At 67.1% G+C, this 15570-nt stretch carries 15 protein-coding genes and 1 riboswitch; of the genes, 13 read left to right on the forward strand and 2 right to left on the reverse strand.

Going from position 1 to position 15570, the window contains the following annotated elements; all coding sequences use genetic code 11:
- Positions 1 to 70 precede the first annotated feature (70 nt).
- Positions 71 to 292: a DUF397 domain-containing protein gene (locus IBX18_RS10605; protein ID WP_107656514.1), complete on the reverse strand. Its 222-nt coding sequence runs from the start codon at positions 290 to 292 to the stop codon at positions 71 to 73.
- A 324-nt stretch (positions 293 to 616) separates the two neighbouring features.
- Between IBX18_RS10605 and IBX18_RS10610 the strand changes: the two genes are divergently transcribed.
- From IBX18_RS10610 to IBX18_RS10625, 4 genes are all read left to right on the forward strand, one after another.
- Positions 617 to 1417 (forward strand): SAM-dependent methyltransferase, encoded by an 801-nt coding sequence (locus IBX18_RS10610; RefSeq protein WP_194833515.1) that lies wholly within the window; start codon positions 617 to 619, stop codon positions 1415 to 1417.
- Between the two features lie 210 nt (positions 1418 to 1627).
- Complete coding sequence (locus IBX18_RS10615; RefSeq protein WP_107656512.1) at positions 1628 to 1858, forward strand: hypothetical protein; 231 nt, start codon at positions 1628 to 1630, stop codon at positions 1856 to 1858.
- Between the two features lie 257 nt (positions 1859 to 2115).
- Positions 2116 to 3375 (forward strand): CdaR family transcriptional regulator, encoded by a 1260-nt coding sequence (locus IBX18_RS10620; protein WP_194833516.1) that lies wholly within the window; start codon positions 2116 to 2118, stop codon positions 3373 to 3375.
- A 92-nt stretch (positions 3376 to 3467) separates the two neighbouring features.
- On the forward strand, positions 3468 to 3902 hold the full coding sequence (locus tag IBX18_RS10625; RefSeq protein WP_107660450.1) for a CBS domain-containing protein: 435 nt from the start codon (positions 3468 to 3470) through the stop codon (positions 3900 to 3902).
- 10 nt (positions 3903 to 3912) lie between these two features.
- Here IBX18_RS10625 and IBX18_RS10630 read toward each other — a convergent pair whose 3' ends face one another.
- Positions 3913 to 4335: a pyridoxamine 5'-phosphate oxidase family protein gene (locus tag IBX18_RS10630; RefSeq protein WP_194833517.1), complete on the reverse strand. Its 423-nt coding sequence runs from the start codon at positions 4333 to 4335 to the stop codon at positions 3913 to 3915.
- A gap of 122 nt (positions 4336 to 4457) precedes the next feature.
- On the opposite strand from IBX18_RS10630, the gene IBX18_RS10635 reads away from it, so the two are divergent.
- From IBX18_RS10635 to IBX18_RS10675, 9 genes are all read left to right on the forward strand, one after another.
- Positions 4458 to 5750 carry an aminotransferase class V-fold PLP-dependent enzyme gene (locus IBX18_RS10635; RefSeq protein ID WP_228540638.1) on the forward strand — a complete coding sequence of 431 codons (1293 nt, stop codon included), beginning with the start codon at positions 4458 to 4460 and terminating at the stop codon, positions 5748 to 5750.
- On the forward strand, positions 5747 to 7036 hold the full coding sequence (locus IBX18_RS10640) for a heavy-metal-associated domain-containing protein (protein WP_194833518.1): 1290 nt from the start codon (positions 5747 to 5749) through the stop codon (positions 7034 to 7036). Before IBX18_RS10635 ends, IBX18_RS10640 begins: the two co-directional genes overlap by 4 nt.
- Positions 7033 to 8619 (forward strand): decarboxylase, encoded by a 1587-nt coding sequence (locus tag IBX18_RS10645; RefSeq protein ID WP_194833519.1) that lies wholly within the window; start codon positions 7033 to 7035, stop codon positions 8617 to 8619. Before IBX18_RS10640 ends, IBX18_RS10645 begins: the two co-directional genes overlap by 4 nt.
- Positions 8619 to 9947 (forward strand): pyridoxal-phosphate dependent enzyme, encoded by a 1329-nt coding sequence (locus IBX18_RS10650; RefSeq protein WP_194833520.1) that lies wholly within the window; start codon positions 8619 to 8621, stop codon positions 9945 to 9947. The genes IBX18_RS10645 and IBX18_RS10650 overlap by 1 nt, the downstream gene beginning before the upstream one ends.
- A 115-nt stretch (positions 9948 to 10062) precedes the next feature.
- Positions 10063 to 10470 carry a hypothetical protein gene (locus IBX18_RS10655; protein WP_194833521.1) on the forward strand — a complete coding sequence of 136 codons (408 nt, stop codon included), beginning with the start codon at positions 10063 to 10065 and terminating at the stop codon, positions 10468 to 10470.
- 108 nt (positions 10471 to 10578) lie between these two features.
- A complete protein-coding gene (locus IBX18_RS10660; RefSeq protein ID WP_107656506.1) occupies positions 10579 to 11208 on the forward strand; it encodes a TetR/AcrR family transcriptional regulator in 630 nt (209 codons plus the stop codon).
- Between the two features lie 95 nt (positions 11209 to 11303).
- A riboswitch (M-box (ykoK) riboswitch) is annotated at positions 11304 to 11474 on the forward strand.
- Between the two features lie 242 nt (positions 11475 to 11716).
- Positions 11717 to 12433, forward strand: a complete 717-nt coding sequence (locus IBX18_RS10665) for an MgtC/SapB family protein (RefSeq protein WP_107656505.1) — start codon at positions 11717 to 11719, stop codon at positions 12431 to 12433.
- A complete protein-coding gene (locus IBX18_RS10670) occupies positions 12430 to 14166 on the forward strand; it encodes an ABC transporter permease subunit (protein ID WP_194833522.1) in 1737 nt (578 codons plus the stop codon). The genes IBX18_RS10665 and IBX18_RS10670 overlap by 4 nt, the downstream gene beginning before the upstream one ends.
- Before the next feature lie 40 nt (positions 14167 to 14206).
- Positions 14207 to 15553 (forward strand): nitrate/sulfonate/bicarbonate ABC transporter ATP-binding protein, encoded by a 1347-nt coding sequence (locus tag IBX18_RS10675; RefSeq protein WP_194833523.1) that lies wholly within the window; start codon positions 14207 to 14209, stop codon positions 15551 to 15553.
- Positions 15554 to 15570 lie beyond the last annotated feature (17 nt).

Genomic DNA, 15570 nt, shown 5'->3' on the forward strand with positions numbered 1-15570 from the left:
GGGAGGTTGCCCACAGTGTGTCACAACCACCTGTCGCGAAACACACCGCACCGATCGCTTATGTTACCGCTCAACTCGTCAGATAGTCGAACTCCCCGGCCTTCGCGCCGCGCACGAACGCGTCGATTTCCGGGCGGGTGTAGAACAGCACCCCGCCTTCGGGATCCCGGGAGTTCCGTACGGCGACCTGGCCGTTGGTCGCCTCGGCGACTTCGACGCAGTTCCCGCTCGGATTGCTGTACGTGCTCTTTCGCCACGAGCCAGTGATCTTGTTGGTGGATGTATCCGACATGTTCCCCACTCCTCGGTTACGCCAATGTTCGGCTGATCGGTTCGTGCAGATGCACGCTCAAACGTTCTTGCATCTGCACCGACAGTTTGGACGATAGCACGAAGTTCGCCGCCGCGCGCCTACTAATTCGGACCACTCGGTCCGCGATCTGACGTACCTACGTTTCGCCTCGCGAACCCCCTGCTCAGACAGTCGAACGCGACCATCCAGCAGAGTTGAATCTTGTACTGTCGCAGGGCAGATCGGATATTTCAGTCATTGGCGACACCCCCGGCACACACCGGCAACCGGTGCCCGCGCCGGCGTTCCCGAGGAGCCCCATCCATGCCGCACGCGGACAACAGCCCCGTGATCCGGACCGACATCCCGCACTCGGCCCGCATCTGGAACTACTGGATGGGCGGCAAGGACTATTACGAAATCGACCGAATCGCCGGCGACGCGGGCATCGGCATCGACCCCGAGATCGTCACCATGGCAGTGCAATCGCGCCGGTTCCTGATCCGCGCGGTCGGCTGCCTCACCCGCGAGGCCGGCCTGCGCCAGTTCCTCGACATCGGCACCGGCCTGCCGACCATGCAGAACACCCACGAGGTCGCCCAGGGCATCGCCGCGGCGTCGAAAGTCGTTTACATAGACAACGACCCGATGGTGCTCGTTCAGTCAAGGGCCCTGTTGACCAACACAACTCGCGAAGGTGTGACCACCTATATAGAGGCCGACTACCACGATCCCGAGCGCATCGTCGCCGACGCGCGCAACGTCTTGAACTTCGACCAGCCGATCGGCGTCATGTTCATGGGCGTGCTCGGCCACGCCGAGTCGTACGCCGACGTGTCCCGCATCGTGCGGACCGTGCTGGACGCCGTGCCATCGGGCAGCTACCTCGTCCTGTGGGACGGCACCGACGACAGCGCCGACTTCGTCCAGCTCTGCGACAACTACATCGGCACCGGCGGCGCGCCGTACATTCCGCGTCCCAAGGAACAGCTCCGGCAGCTCTTCGACGGGCTGGAACTCGTTGAGCCCGGCTTCGTTTCGATCACCCAGTGGCGTCCCGACGGCTCCGACACCGCCCTGACCAGGCCGATCTCTGCCTACTGCGCGGTAGCCCGCAAACCCTAGCCTTATCGACGACGATAACGGCGGTCGATAAGGGCCGCCGTTCCCTCCGATTTCGTCCGGAGTTCATCGACGGCGTCCGTGCAAATGTACTTGCATCTGTAAGCGACGCAGGCATAGACTCGTACCCATATCGGGGAGGTACGCAGGGAGTTCGAGCCGGCGGCGCCTACACAGCAACTTCCCCACATGCCACACGCGAGGGGCGGTCGAATGAGCCAGCCATTCCGGACTCCCCGCCGGGTTGCCGTCATCGGCACCGGCGTCGAGACTTTGCGGCAATGTCCCGCTCCGGTTCCGGTATCCGACTGCACTGTCGAACCACCCGGTCTCACCTACCGGCAGGCGCGGGAAATCTTAGCCGCCCACGAGGTACACGGCCCGCAGTGCAGGCAGTGGCTGGCCGCGGCCGCCTACCTCTCCGCCGGTCTCGACGACGAGTAGTCGCTCGAATCCTTTGGTGCCGATCGATGTTCGAACATGTCGGCTATTCCATCCGGCCGAACATTCCACGGAGCATAACGTGATTCCACGTGGATGTTTCGCCAGTAGTGGTATGTCACGAACGGGTCACCGCATAATGCCGTAGGCTCCCAAGGGATCTCGCTGATAACTTCCCACGCGCAGGACCCTTTCGTATAGTGAGCCGAACGATTCGGGCACAGTTCTATTACGCCCGACGTGGCAATGGAGCGACCCGAATGACCTTCTCCGCGCTGCATCTACCCCCCGATTCGCCAGAATCGGCGCTCGAAATCGGTGGCCAGTTGGCTTCGGTGCCTCTGCAGAACACCGACCGAGTCGCCTCACGGATGGTGGGTTACTTCGCCACCTGCATGGCGCCGTGCCGCACACTGCCGGGCGAGCAATTGCGCGGTGACGTCACCAAACTCACCCGCACCTGCCTGGGCCTGGTGGCCGAAATGTTCGACCGGCGTACCGTTCCCGGCGACGAGCAACTCGGCGAGGTGCGCGAGGCCGCCGCCCAGTGGGCTCGAGAAGGCGTGCCGCTCAGCACCATTCTGCGCGGTTACCACGAAGGCGTCCGCATCGCGTTCGGCCTGGTCACCGCGCCGGCCAGGGCCGATGACGTCAACGAACTACTGGTCGCCACCGACCTCATGCTGGAACTACTGGCCGCCGTCACCGCCGCCGTGGCCGACGCCTACGTCGACGAACAGCATCTCGTCGCCAAGGAGCACCAGACCGCCGCGCAAACCCTGGCCTCGGCGCTGCTGAGCGGGCGTGGCAGCTCGGCCCTGGCCAGGCAGGCGGGCATCCCGATCGCCGACGCGTATCAGGTAGTGGCCCTGTCTCTTTCGGAACATCCGGACGAACGCGATCCGCGGGTCGACGCGAACGTCGCGGCCCGGCGCAAACTACGCAGGTTGCAATCGGCCTTGGCCACCGTGTTCGCCTCCCGGGCGCTGGCATTGCTCAGCACCAAGGGCGGCACCATGCTCATCCCGGTGGACGACGGCGAAACCCCGCTCACCCCTGAGACTCTCGGGCAACTGGCCGAGGCCGCCGAGGTGCCGCTCACCGCGACCGTCGTCGCCTGCGACACCGACGAGATCCCCGAATCCGCCGACCAGGCGCACGAACTGCTCAATCTGGTTCGGGTGGGTGGCAAGCCCCCTGGCCTTTATCACATGGCCGATCTGGCGGTGGAGTACCAGCTCACCCGCGGCGGCCCGGCGACCCGGCGGATCGCCACCATCCTCGACCCGCTGGAAGCGCACGCCGAACTGTTCGAAACCATGCGCGCCTATCTCGGCAACGATATGAATCGGCAGCTCACCGCACGTCAGCTCTACGTGCACCCGAACACCGTCGACTACCGACTACGCCGCATCGCGCAGCTCACCACCATCGACCTGGCCACCTCGGCCGGGATCTCGCAGGCCGCCATCGCACTGCTCGCCCGCGACCTGGACCGCAGTGTCACCCGCCGCCTGTGACCACCCCGTGACCCTGTAACTGATTCGTGCTGGTCACCAGCGCCCGAACTTGGGATCCTGAAACTGCCGCAGACATCTGGATGGGTGACAGCATGCGAATAGCCGAGATCTTGCGCAGAAAAGGTAGCGACGTAGCAATGGTCGCGCCCGACACGACAATTCGAAGCCTGCTGGCCACGCTGGCCGAGCACAATATCGGCGCCGTTGTCGTGTCACGTGACGGCGAAGGGATCGTCGGGATCATCTCCGAACGCGACGTGGTGCGTAACCTGCATGCGCGCGGCGCGGAGCTGCTCGATACCCCGGTGTCGGAGATCATGACCACCGACGTGCGCACCTGCGCGCCCGACGACCGCGTCGACGGACTACGAAATACGATGACGGAGCATCGAATTCGGCATCTGCCGGTGATCGACCAGGGCCGACTGATCGGCATCGTCAGCATCGGCGACGTGGTGAAGAGCGCGATCTCCGAACTGACCACCGAGCGTCAGCACCTGGTCGAGTACCTCCAGGGCAAGTACTGAGCCGACCGGCTCACACGCCGCCGAGGTCGGCGGACAGCCAGTGCTCGGGCCGCAGGTACACCACGACCTGATCGCCGAAGCCTTCCGCCTGCTTCAGGTAGTGGTCGACGGCGTCGCCGGTCAGGTAGCGCCGCACCATTTCCACGTGCAGCTCCTCGGTGAGCGGGATGATCTTGGCGACCGGACCCTCCACGGCAACATACCGAGTAGTCGGTTCCGTCCGCTGCACCAGCAGCGTGAACCGGCCGGCCTCCTGGATCAACCGCAGCTTCCGCGAATCGGCCCCGGTCATCACCCACGGCTCACCGCCGGGCTCGTATTGATACCAGATGGGCACCGACAGCGGACCCCGGTCGGGACCACCTGCCACCGACAGGGCCGCGACGTGCGGCTGCGCGAGGAACTCTTGACGCTCTTTCAAGGTCAAAGACATGGCTCCACCCTAGTAGGTGAAACCCGTTGCCCACGAGAATCCTTCGAAGACCTGCCAGAAGTGCGTATCGTTGGTGGCGTCCAACGCACCTTGTGAAACGGTTTTGCGGAGGGAGCGTCAGGTTGCGATCCCATGCCTCGAGGCCGCATTTCGCGCGGGCCTCGGCCGGACGACTATCGCCGGCGGCGGCGCACGCCCCCGCCGACATCCGCAAGCTCTTCCCCGCACTCGCCGACTCCACCGAGATCTATCTGGACAGCGCCGCGACCACGCAGAAGCCGCTGCCGGTCATCGAGACCATTCACCGCTATCACAGCTCACGCACCGCCAACGCCGGACGCGGCACGTACCCGTGGGCGACCAGCCTCACCACCCGCCTGAGCAGAATCCGGGACCGCACCGCCGCCTTCATCGGCGCCGAACACCCGGACGAGGTGGTCTTCACCGGCGGCGCCACCGCGGCAATCAACGCCGTCACCCTCTCCTGGGGTCTGACCGTACTGGAGGACGGCGACGAAATCCTGTACAGCCCAGCCGATCACGCGTCCAACGTGCATCCCTGGCATCACCTGCGCGGGCTGCTCGCGCGATTCGGGCGCCGGATCGAGCTGATCCCCTACCGGGTGACCGCCGGTGGCGAGGCGGACACCGCCGACATCCTCGCCAAGGTCACCCCGCGCACCCGATTGATCACCGCCAGCCACCTGCACCACGTGTACGGCGGACTGACCACACTGGCGCCCCTGCGCGGCAAGCTGGACCCCGCGATTCTGCTGTGCGTCGACTGCAGCCAGAGCGGCGGGCACGTTCCGGTGGATGTGACCGAACTCGGCGCGGATTTCGCAATCTTCGCCGCGCACAAGATGTTCGGCGCACCGGGAACCGGAATCCTGTACTGCCACAGGCGAGTCCACGATAAACTGGTGCCCTTCCTGCCCGGCGGCAATTCGGGGGTGCTGGTGAGCGAGGCCGGGCTTGTCCCAGCGGCGATGCCCGCGCTCCTCGAGGGCGGTACCCACAACATCCCCGGCATTCTCGCGTTCGGCAGCGCGCTCGAGGTGCTGGAGTCGTTCGATATCGGCGCCATCGCGGCGCACAATCGCGAGCTGACCGTGCGGCTCATCGACACCCTCCGGCCGATCGACGGACTCGAATTCCTGCCGGGGCCCGCATATACGCCGTCCCCGGTCGGCTACGGCATCGTCTCGTTCACCCTCGACGGGATCACCGCGACCGACCTCGGCTTCGTGCTGAGCGAACTGGGTTTCCTGGTACGCACCGGCCTGCACTGCACGGCCGCCGACGGCGCGCAGGCCGACGACTCGGTGCGAGTCAGCACCCATATCTACAACACCGCCGACGAGATCGACCGATTCACCAAGTGCGTCATGACGATTGCCGAGGAGGTCAGATGACAATGGACACCCCGCGCTACGACCGGCGGGCCGCGTCCCGGGTGCTCGCCGAGCTGGCACAGCCGGGGCTGTTCGCGACACCGGTAGCCGTCCCTGAACAGCGCAGGTTCGAATTCACCTGCACCGCACTGCATACCGAGCCGAACAGTCACCTGACCTACTCGCAGCGGTTGTACCTGGAGCGGTTCATGCGACCGTGCCGGCCCTACCAGGTCACCAGCGCCACCCACCGGATCACCTGGACCGACAGCGACGGCATCCCGAACACCGGCCACTACCGCGCCGACGGCCTCGGCCCGCTGGTGCCGATCGCCATGCGCGAGACCGTGCTGGCGCTGTGGCACGCGCTCGACGCCAATACCGCCTTCGCCGAACGCATTTCCGCGCTCGGCCCGCGCGCGCACGCGGTACTCGACGGCACCACCACCGATCACGAGCCGATGGATATCTTCCGGGTCGGCATCGAAGCCGCCGGGCGAGCGCTGGCCCAGCATGCCCTGCTGGCCAGGCAGACGCCGTATCGCAGCGCCATCGAGCTCGCCCTCGGCATGCGCGAATCCGGCCTCTTCTCGGCCGTCGCCACCCGCTGGTATTGGGAGTTGCAGGCGTCGACCTATCGGCGCGGGATGATCCCGGTGACACTCATCGCGCAGCCGGACGGCACGGTGCGCTACTCCGCCGAGACCGTCGCGACGCTGCGGGCGATGAAGGACGCGACGATCGCCGACGCGCACACCGTAATGCGCCGGGCCACCCATGTAGAAGGCCTCAGCATCCCGGCGGCCCTCGCCAAGTATCACGACGACCTCGACCTCATCTCGCGCCAGTACGCGCTGCTGCCCGCGGGGACCCGGCCCGCCTGCCTGGCCGCGATGCCGCATCACCTCGGCGGCGGGCACTACACCGTCCTGCCGGTGGTGGTCGACCAGTTCGTCACGGTGTTCACCCAGGCCGTCAGCCGATGCGAGCTCGTCGAGGTGAGCGCCGCGCTGGACGAGGACACCGCCGATCGCGCCGCCACCGCCGAAGATCAGGTGTTCTACGTGCCGGACATGACCTGTAAGCACTGTGTCCGGACCATCGGCGGGGTGCTGGAGTCGATGGACATCCGGGTGGTCGAGATCGATCTGATCAGCAAGCGGGTGGTCGCCGAATTCCGTAGCCCGCGCAACCGGGCCAGGGCCTTCGAGGCCATCCGGGACGGTGGCTACAACCCGGTCGCGGAGAAGCCGGAACGCGCGGCGGAGGGCGCCAGGACCGCCGAGCCGTCGGAAACCGCGGTATGACGGCACCGCTACCGGCGCTACCCGCGAAGCTGCATCCGCTGGTGCGTGCCTTCCTCGATACCCCGGATGCGGTGGCGGAGACCCTGATCCGGTTCGGCTCCCCGGTGCACCTGGTTTTTCCGCAGGTGTACGCGGAGAACGTGCGGCAATTCCGCGAGGTGCTCGACCGCGGACTGCCGCGGCATCGAATCTGCTACGCGCACAAGGCCAATCAGTCGCGCGCCTTCGTGCGGGCGGCCGAGTACGCCAAGATCTGCATCGATGTCGCCTCCCCGCAGGAGCTGGCGAGCGCGATCGGCGGCGGGTTCGGGCCGATGCGGATCGAGGTGACCGGGCCGAAAGGTGAAGTGTTTTTGCGTGATCTGATCGACTGCGGCGTCACGATCAATGTGGACAATCTCTGGGAGCTCCGGCGCATCGCGGAGCTGGCCGGTGACCGCGCCAAAGTGCCGGTGCTGCTGCGGGTCTCCGGTTTCGACGAGGGCCAGATCAGTCGTTTCGGAGTGCCGCTCGCCCACATGCAGCGTGCGTTCGACGTGCTTTCGGCGCACCGCAGCCGAATCAACCTGCTCGGCTTCGCCTTTCACCTGGACTCCGGCGACCTCGGCGAACGGGTCCGCGCGATCGACGCCTGCCTGGCGCTGATCGAACGGGCCTACGGCTACGGGCTGACACCGACCGTGCTGAATATCGGCGGCGGCTTCCGGCAGGTCTTCACCGAGGACGCCGATCGGTTCGACGGTTATGTGCGCGCACTGCGCGAATCACTACTGGGCCGCGGCGAACCGATGAGCTGGGGCAGCAACACTTTCGGCTACCACGTCGCCAATGGCGCGGTGCACGGCACACCGGTGTTCCACAAGTACGCCAACACGATTCCGGCCACCACAATGCTCGACGATCTGCTCACCGCCCCGCTGGAGCGCCACGGCGGGCGCACCGTCGCCGAGGTCGCCTCGGACAATCTGCTCGAGGTGTGGCTGGAGCCGGGCAAAGCGCTGCTCGACCACGCGGGCGCGACGGTGGCCAGGGTCGACTTCGTCAAGGAGCTCGCCGACGGCAGTGTGCTGGTCAATGTCGATCTCAGCCGCGACTCGGTGACCCCGGCCGACCAGGAGGTGATGGTGGATCCGATCATCCTGCCGAGCACCGCGCACCGACCCTCCCCGCCGGTGCCGCCGGGCGGCGCGGTGGTGCCGACCCGCGGCGCGGGCGACACCGCGCCGAGCCTGCATCCGGTGACCGAAACCGGGCCCGTCGGAGTGTATTTCGCGGGCCGGCTCTGCCTGGAGCGGGACCTGATCACCAATCACAAGGTATGGCTGCCGGAACGGCCACGCGCCGGCGATCTGGTGGTGTTCCCCAATACCGCTGCCTACCACATGGACCTGTCCGCGGCGACGGCCTCGATGCGGCCGCCACCGATCAAGCTGGCGGTGGCGCACCGGGCGGGCAGCTTCCAGGTGTACCGCGATGCCGACTACGAACCGCACCTCTCGGTCGCGCTGCCGCCGCAGCGGCGCACCCCGCCGCGCGGGCCGTGGCGTCCGCCGGTACCGCGCCGACCCACCGGGGCGCCCTGATGCGCTACGACCACATCACCGAACTCATCGGCAACACTCCCCTGCTGCGGCTCGATCCCGCGGTGCATGGTCTGTCCAATGTCGAGTTGTACGCGAAGCTGGAGTCGCACAACCCCTTCGGCTCGGTGAAGGACCGGGTGGCCTGGGGCATGATCCGCGACGAGCTCGACGCCGTTCGGGCCGGCGGGCAGAGTTTCATCGAGGCGTCCAGCGGCAATACCGCGAAGGCGCTGCGGGTGCTCGGCGCGCTGCACGGCATTGGCTTGCGCGCGGTGACCAACCGGATCAAGGTCACCGAGGTACGAGAACTGTTGCAGCTGTTGGGCACTGAGATCGTAGAACTGCCCGGCCTGTCCGAGTGCCCCGACCCGACCACGCCGAACGACGTGTACTCGGTGATCGAGGCGACGATGGCACAGCAGCCCGACGCTTACTACCACGCCTCGCAGTACACCAACGAGAAGAACATCGAGGCGCACCACGACGGCACCGGCCGGGAGATCCACGAGGACCTGGCCGCCGACGGTATCAACCGGGTCGACTACCTTATCGGCGGGCTCGGCACGACCGGGTCCACCAGGGGCACCGCCACCTACCTGCGCAAGCACAATCCCGAATTACGCACCGTGGCAGTGGTTTCCGACCGGGCCGACTTCATTCCCGGGATCCGCTCGGAGAGTGAGATGTGGGATGTCGGGCTGTTCCAGCCTGATTTCTACGACAACATCGTGACCGTCGAGTCCGGCGTCGCGGTGGACGCCACTTTGCGGCTGGCCACCGGTTACGGCATCCTGGCCGGGCCGACCAGCGGCGCGAGTTACGCGGCCGCGCTGGAAGCCCTTGCGGTACCGGATGTTTCGGCACACCGGCCGGACGGGCCGATCGTCGCGGTGTTCATCGTCTGCGACCGGCTGGAACCGTACCTGTCCTATATCAAGAAACGCAGGCCGGAACTGTTCGACCGCGCCGAGCGCCGACCACCCCCGAGCGCCGCCGAACAGGCGGCCACGCCGACCCTGACGCCCCACGAGCTGGCCGAGCTGGAACGCACCGGCAAGCCGACCATCGTGGACACCCGCGGCGCGATGGCCTACCGGATCGGACATGTGCCCGGTGCGCTCAATATTCGCGACGACCAGCTGGACGAGATGTTCGCCCAGGGCATCCCGTTCCCCCGGTCCCGGCCGGTGGTGTTCGTCTGCCCGGTCGGCGAGCTGTCGCTGCGGTTCGCCACCCGGGCCACACAGGCGGGTTACGACGCGAGCAGCCTGGCCGGGGGCGTCGTCGCCTGGCGGGACGCCGGTCTGCCACTGGAACGTGGCGGGTGACGCGCGCGAGTCATCCGGCCATTACGGGCGTGTCTCTTTCGCGACGCGCGGAGACTACTCGAGAGCGCGGACGCCCGCGCCGTCTCCATTTCACGCCCGAGAGAGAAGATTCCTCATGTACCGGTCGAAGAAATCCGTCGCCGCCGCACTGACCTCCTTCGGTGCCATGACCGCCGCCCTGGTGCTCACCGCACCCGCCGCGCCCGCCGCCGTCACCGCCGTCGGCGTGGCACCCGGCCTGAGTTTCGGCAGTTCCACCGCGTTCGGCACCACCTGCAGTTACATCGCCACGGCCACCGCGGCACCCGGTGACGTCATCGGCTTCTTCGACGCCACCGGCACCTTCGATCCCGGCGGCTGGATCACCGTGCCCGCCTCCGGCACGGTGACCGCGAAGTGGACGCCACTGCTCCCCGGCAACCACACCGTCTACGCGGTGCAGAACTCGGGTGGGTTCGTCTCGACCGCCGCCACGGTCGGCAACGGGGTCAACCTCGGCCCGGTCTGCGTCGTCCTGCCCTGACCGACGCGCCGCAGGCAAGCCCGGCGACCCGCGTGCCCAATCCGTTTCGGCAGGACCCGAAGTCGGGCGGTGCGGGTCGGCGGGCTCGCCGCGGACTAGTCTGGTGCGGTGCAATCAGCCCAGGAATCAGACGACGACGCGGGCCCGCGGATCTGGGGCGGCACGACCCTCACCGAACGCAGGGAGGCCCGCCGCAGCGCGCTACTCGAGGCCGCACTCGATCTGATCGGTGAGGCCGGCGCCAGTGGGGTGACCATGCGCGCGGTCTGTCGCCGAGCCAACCTCACCGACCGGTACTTCTACGAGAGCTTCACCAGCCGCGACGAGCTGCTCGACGTGCTCTACCGGCAGGTGGCCGAGGAGTTCCTCGAGCCGATGACCGCGTTCGCCGCCGCCGACGAGCCGTCGCGCGACCGTGAGCTCGCCCGGATCCTGGTCGACAAGGTGCTCGCCGACCCGCGCAAGTCCCGGCTGTTCCTGGTGGAGCCGTACTCCAGCACCGGCCTCGGCCAGACCACCATCTCGGTGATGCCGGTGTTCACCCGGCTCATGCAGGACCACCTCTTCTCCCACATCGACGACCCGGTCAAACGCAGGCTCGCCGCGGTGACCATGGCCAGTGGCAACGCGGGCATGTTCTCCGCGTGGCTCAACGGGTCGCTGCGCGCCACCCGCGACGAGATCATCGACCACTGCGTCGCGATGATCACCGCGTACCGCTCGCTCTACCGGTCCTGATTCGCCCTCGGCGCAACGGGATTCGGCCCCGGGTGCGACTGCGCTCACATCTGGGTTGCCAATGTTTCCATTCGGGTGTTTACTGACCAGCGCAAGGTGCCGATCGTTCGCTGAGGCTCCTTCACGGAAACAGGCCAGCGACCCCGAACGTCGAGAGACGCCCCGGGTCAGGACAGATCTCCCCGGCTTAAGGGGTGATCCCGATTGGCTCCCGGATCCACCGGGTTTACGCCGTGAAGTGCCAAAGGTCTTACGAGGACGGGTGCTGACCGGCGTTTTTAGCGGTCATTCGTGCTGCGCTCTGCAACGATCAAAGACGTGAAGCCCGGCATTTCGTCGTGCGCTGATGGACGAAGGAGGTGAGCCGGATGCCCGGCGGTAATAGTCCGTATCCCCCGTTAGCCAAATATTCACCCGGTGACACCTCATCAGCCGATTTCGTTTCGGGAAATACCCCGTAACCTGCTGGTCTCGACGGTGCGCTGACGATTGTTCAGGGAGTGCGGTCATGACAACAGTGGAAATGATCCTCCGGCTGCTCGCCGGCGTCGGCCTCGGTGCCGCCATCGGCTTCGAGCGGCAGTACCGGGCCCGGATGGCGGGCCTGCGCACCAACGCGCTCGTCGCCGCGGGCGCCACACTGTTCGTGCTGTTGTCGGCGCACGGCTTCTCCGGCGGCACCGCCGACCCGACCCGGGTGGCCGCCCAGATCGTGTCGGGCATCGGCTTCCTCGGCGCGGGCGTGATCATCCGCGACGGGCTCAATGTGCGCGGTCTCAACACCGCGGCCACGCTGTGGTGCGCGGCGGCGGTCGGCGCCCTCGCCGGCGCGGGCATGTTCAGTACCGCGGCCGCGGGAACGGTCGCGGTGATCGTGGTCAATGTCGCGCTGCGGGCGGCGGGGCGCGCGGTCGACAAGCAGCCGGAAGCCGGACACGAACAGCCGGCGTCCTACGAGTTCGTCGCGGTCACCAACGACGACAACGAAGCCCATGTGCGTGCCCTGCTGGTGCAGGCCCTGACCCGCACCGACTTCCAGCTGATCTCGATCTCCAGCGCGAATACCGGCACGCCGGGCCGGGTCGAGGTGCGGGCCGAACTGTTCGGTGATCAGCGCGACGACCGGCAGATGGAGACGGCGGTCAGCAGGCTCAGCCTGGAACCGTCGGTGACCAGCGTCGGGTGGCACATCGCGACCTCGGATGTGAAGGGGCCGCAGGCATGACGTTGCTTCGTTCCTACCCGGCGGGCACCGCGCTCGATCGGCCGCGCAACCGGTTCGCCGATGTCGTGGTGTTCGTCGGGGCCGCGGTGCTGATCTGGCTGGTCGTGCGGGTGTCGGCGAGCGCGAACGTGCCGTTCGACCAGGCCGCCGCGCCCGCCACCGTGTCCACCGATCCCGGACAGCTGCCCTACTACGCGGCGCGCTCGCTGCTGCGGATGTTCGCCGCGCTCGGGCTGTCGATCCTGTTCACCTTCGTCTACGCGACCGCCGCGGCGCGGCTGCGGCGGGCCCGCACGGTGTTGCTTCCGCTGCTCGACATCTTGCAGTCGGTGCCGATCCTGGGGTTCCTGTCGATCACCGTCGCCGGGTTCATCGCGCTGTTCCCCGGCTCCGAGCTCGGTCTCGAAAGCGCCGCCATCTTCGCGATTTTCACCTCGCAGGCCTGGAATATGGCGTTCGCTTTCTACCACAGCTTGGCCGCACAGCCGCGTGAGCTCGATGAGGCCGCGCGCAACCTGAGACTGTCTCGCTGGCAACGGTTCTGGCGGGTCGACGTGCCGAGCGGCATGATCCCGCTGGTCTGGAACGGGATGATGAGCTTCGGTGGCGGCTGGTTCTTCCTGGTCGCGTCCGAGGCGATCAGCGTGAACAACCATGAATACGCGTTGCCCGGGATCGGGTCCTACGTCGCGACGGCCACCGGGGACGGCGATCTGAGCAAGGTGTTCATCGCGATCGGGGTGATGATCGTGATGGTCGTCGGGGTGAACTTCCTGTTCTGGCGTCCGCTCACGGCGTGGGCGGAGCGGTTCCGGGTGGAGGACACCGGCGCCGCCGAGGCGCCGCGCAGTGTCGTGCTGAACCTGTTGCGGCGCTCGCACACTCCGCTGCTGCTCGGTAAGGTGCTCGGTCCGCTGGTGGCGCCGTTGGATCGGCTGATGAGCGTGTTCGGCCTCGCCGAGTACCCGCTGCACGCCTCACCGGTGCGGCGCCGGGCCGGTGATCTGGTGTTCGCCGTGCTGGTCGGCGCGGCGGTCGCCTACGGCGGGTATCGCGTGGTCGGGTACATCGAATCCACCGCGGGCTTCGGCGAAGTCGGGCACGCGTTCGGGCTCGGCTTCCTCACCTTGCTGCGGGTCGTGGTGCTGCTCGTGTTCGCCACCGTGATCTGGGTGCCCATCGGCGTGTGGATCGGGTTGAACCCCAGGGTGTCCCGGCTCGCGCAGCCGGTGGTGCAGGTGCTGGCCAGCTTCCCGGCCAACTTCCTGTTCCCGTTCATCACCGCGGTGCTCGTGTGGAGCGGGGCCAGCCTGAATTGGGCGGGCACCATCCTGATGGCACTCGGCGCGCAGTGGTACATCCTGTTCAACGTCATCGCGGGCGCGAGCGCGGTACCGACCGATCTGCGCGAGGCCGCGGCCAATCTGCAACTGCCGCGAAAACTGTGGTGGCGCAGGCTGATTCTGCCCGCCATCTTCCCCAGCTATGTGACCGGCGGGATCACCGCGGCCGGTGGCGCGTGGAACGCGTCCATCGTCTCGGAGGTCGTCGACTACGGGTCCACCACGCTGGTCGCGGCCGGGCTCGGCTCCTACATCCACGAGGCGACGAAAGTCGGTGACGCACCACGGATCCTGATCGGCGTGCTGGTCATGAGCATCTACGTGGTCGGCATCAACCGGCTGTTCTGGCGGCGGCTCTACGCACTCGCCGAACGGCGGTACTCGCTGTGACCACCGGCTACCGCTCCACTAGTTCGACGGGAGATCGATCATGACCGTGACCACCACCGAGGCCGATCGCGCTGTGCTGCTGGACATCTCGGGCGTCGGCAAGCGATTCATCGGCGCCGCAGGCGACGAGTTGCGGGTGCTCGACGGCATCGATCTGCAACTGCGCAGCGGCGAGATCGTCGCCCTGCTCGGCCGGTCCGGCTCCGGCAAGTCCACGCTGCTGCGCATCATCGCCGGGCTCATCGCGCCGTCCGACGGCGAGGTGACCTACCGCGGCACACCGCTCAACGGCAGCAATCCCGGTGCCGCGCTGGTGTTCCAGTCGTTCGCGCTGATGCCGTGGCTCACCGTGCAGGACAATGTCGAGCTCGGGCTGGCCGCGCGCAACGTGCCGACCGCCGAGCGGCAGCAGCGGGCGCTCGCCGCGATCGACATGATCGGCCTGGACGGCTTCGAATCCGCCTATCCCAAGGAGCTTTCCGGCGGGATGCGCCAGCGCGTCGGCTTCGCTCGCGCGCTCGTGCTCGAACCGGATCTGCTGCTGATGGACGAGCCGTTCTCGGCGCTCGACGTGCTCACCGCGGAGAATCTGCGCACCGAGTTGGTGAACCTCTGGGCCACCGAGGGTTTCCCAACCAAGGCGATCTGCGTCGTCACCCACAACATCGAGGAGGCCGTGCAGTTGGCCGATCGCGTGCTCGTCCTCGGATCCAATCCTGGCCGCATCATCGCCGAAATCCAAGTGTCGCAACCGCGTCCGCGGGACCGGCGCGCACCGTGGTTCGAGGCGATGGTCGATCAGATCTACGGCTTGCTCACCGGGCGCGACACCGAACCCGTTGTCGCCGAACCGGATAAGGCCACGCCGACCGCGCAGCCGCTGCCCGACGCGTCCGTCGGTGGGCTGGCCGGTCTGGTCGAGCTCGTCTACGCCAACGGCGGCCGCGCCGACCTGCCCGACATCGCCGACGAACTCAACTTCGAGATCGACGACCTGTTGCCGCTGGTCGACGCCGCCGAGATGCTCGGCCTGATCACCGTCGAGGACGGCGACGTCCTGCTCACCGACATCGGCTCCCGCTTCACCACCGCCGACATCCAGGAGAGCAAACGCATCTTCGCCGAACAAGCCCGCCACCGTGCGCCTTTGGTCCGCACCATCTGTAAGGGCCTGGCCGGTAGTGCGGACGGTAGCCTTCGCGCCGGGTTCTTCCTCGACCTGCTCCGTCGCGGGTTCGGACCGGAGGACGCGCGCAGGCAACTCGACATCGCCATCGACTGGGGGCGGTACGCCGAGTTGTACGACTACGACACCGATTCCGACAAGATCACCGCGGATCCGGCGGCGCAGGTGTTCGCGGGCGTGCGTGGGAAGTGGACTTCGTAGCGGTCGATACGGGGTCG

The organism is Nocardia sp. XZ_19_369 (assembly GCF_015355715.1).
Taxonomy (GTDB): Bacteria; Actinomycetota; Actinomycetes; order Mycobacteriales; family Mycobacteriaceae; genus Nocardia.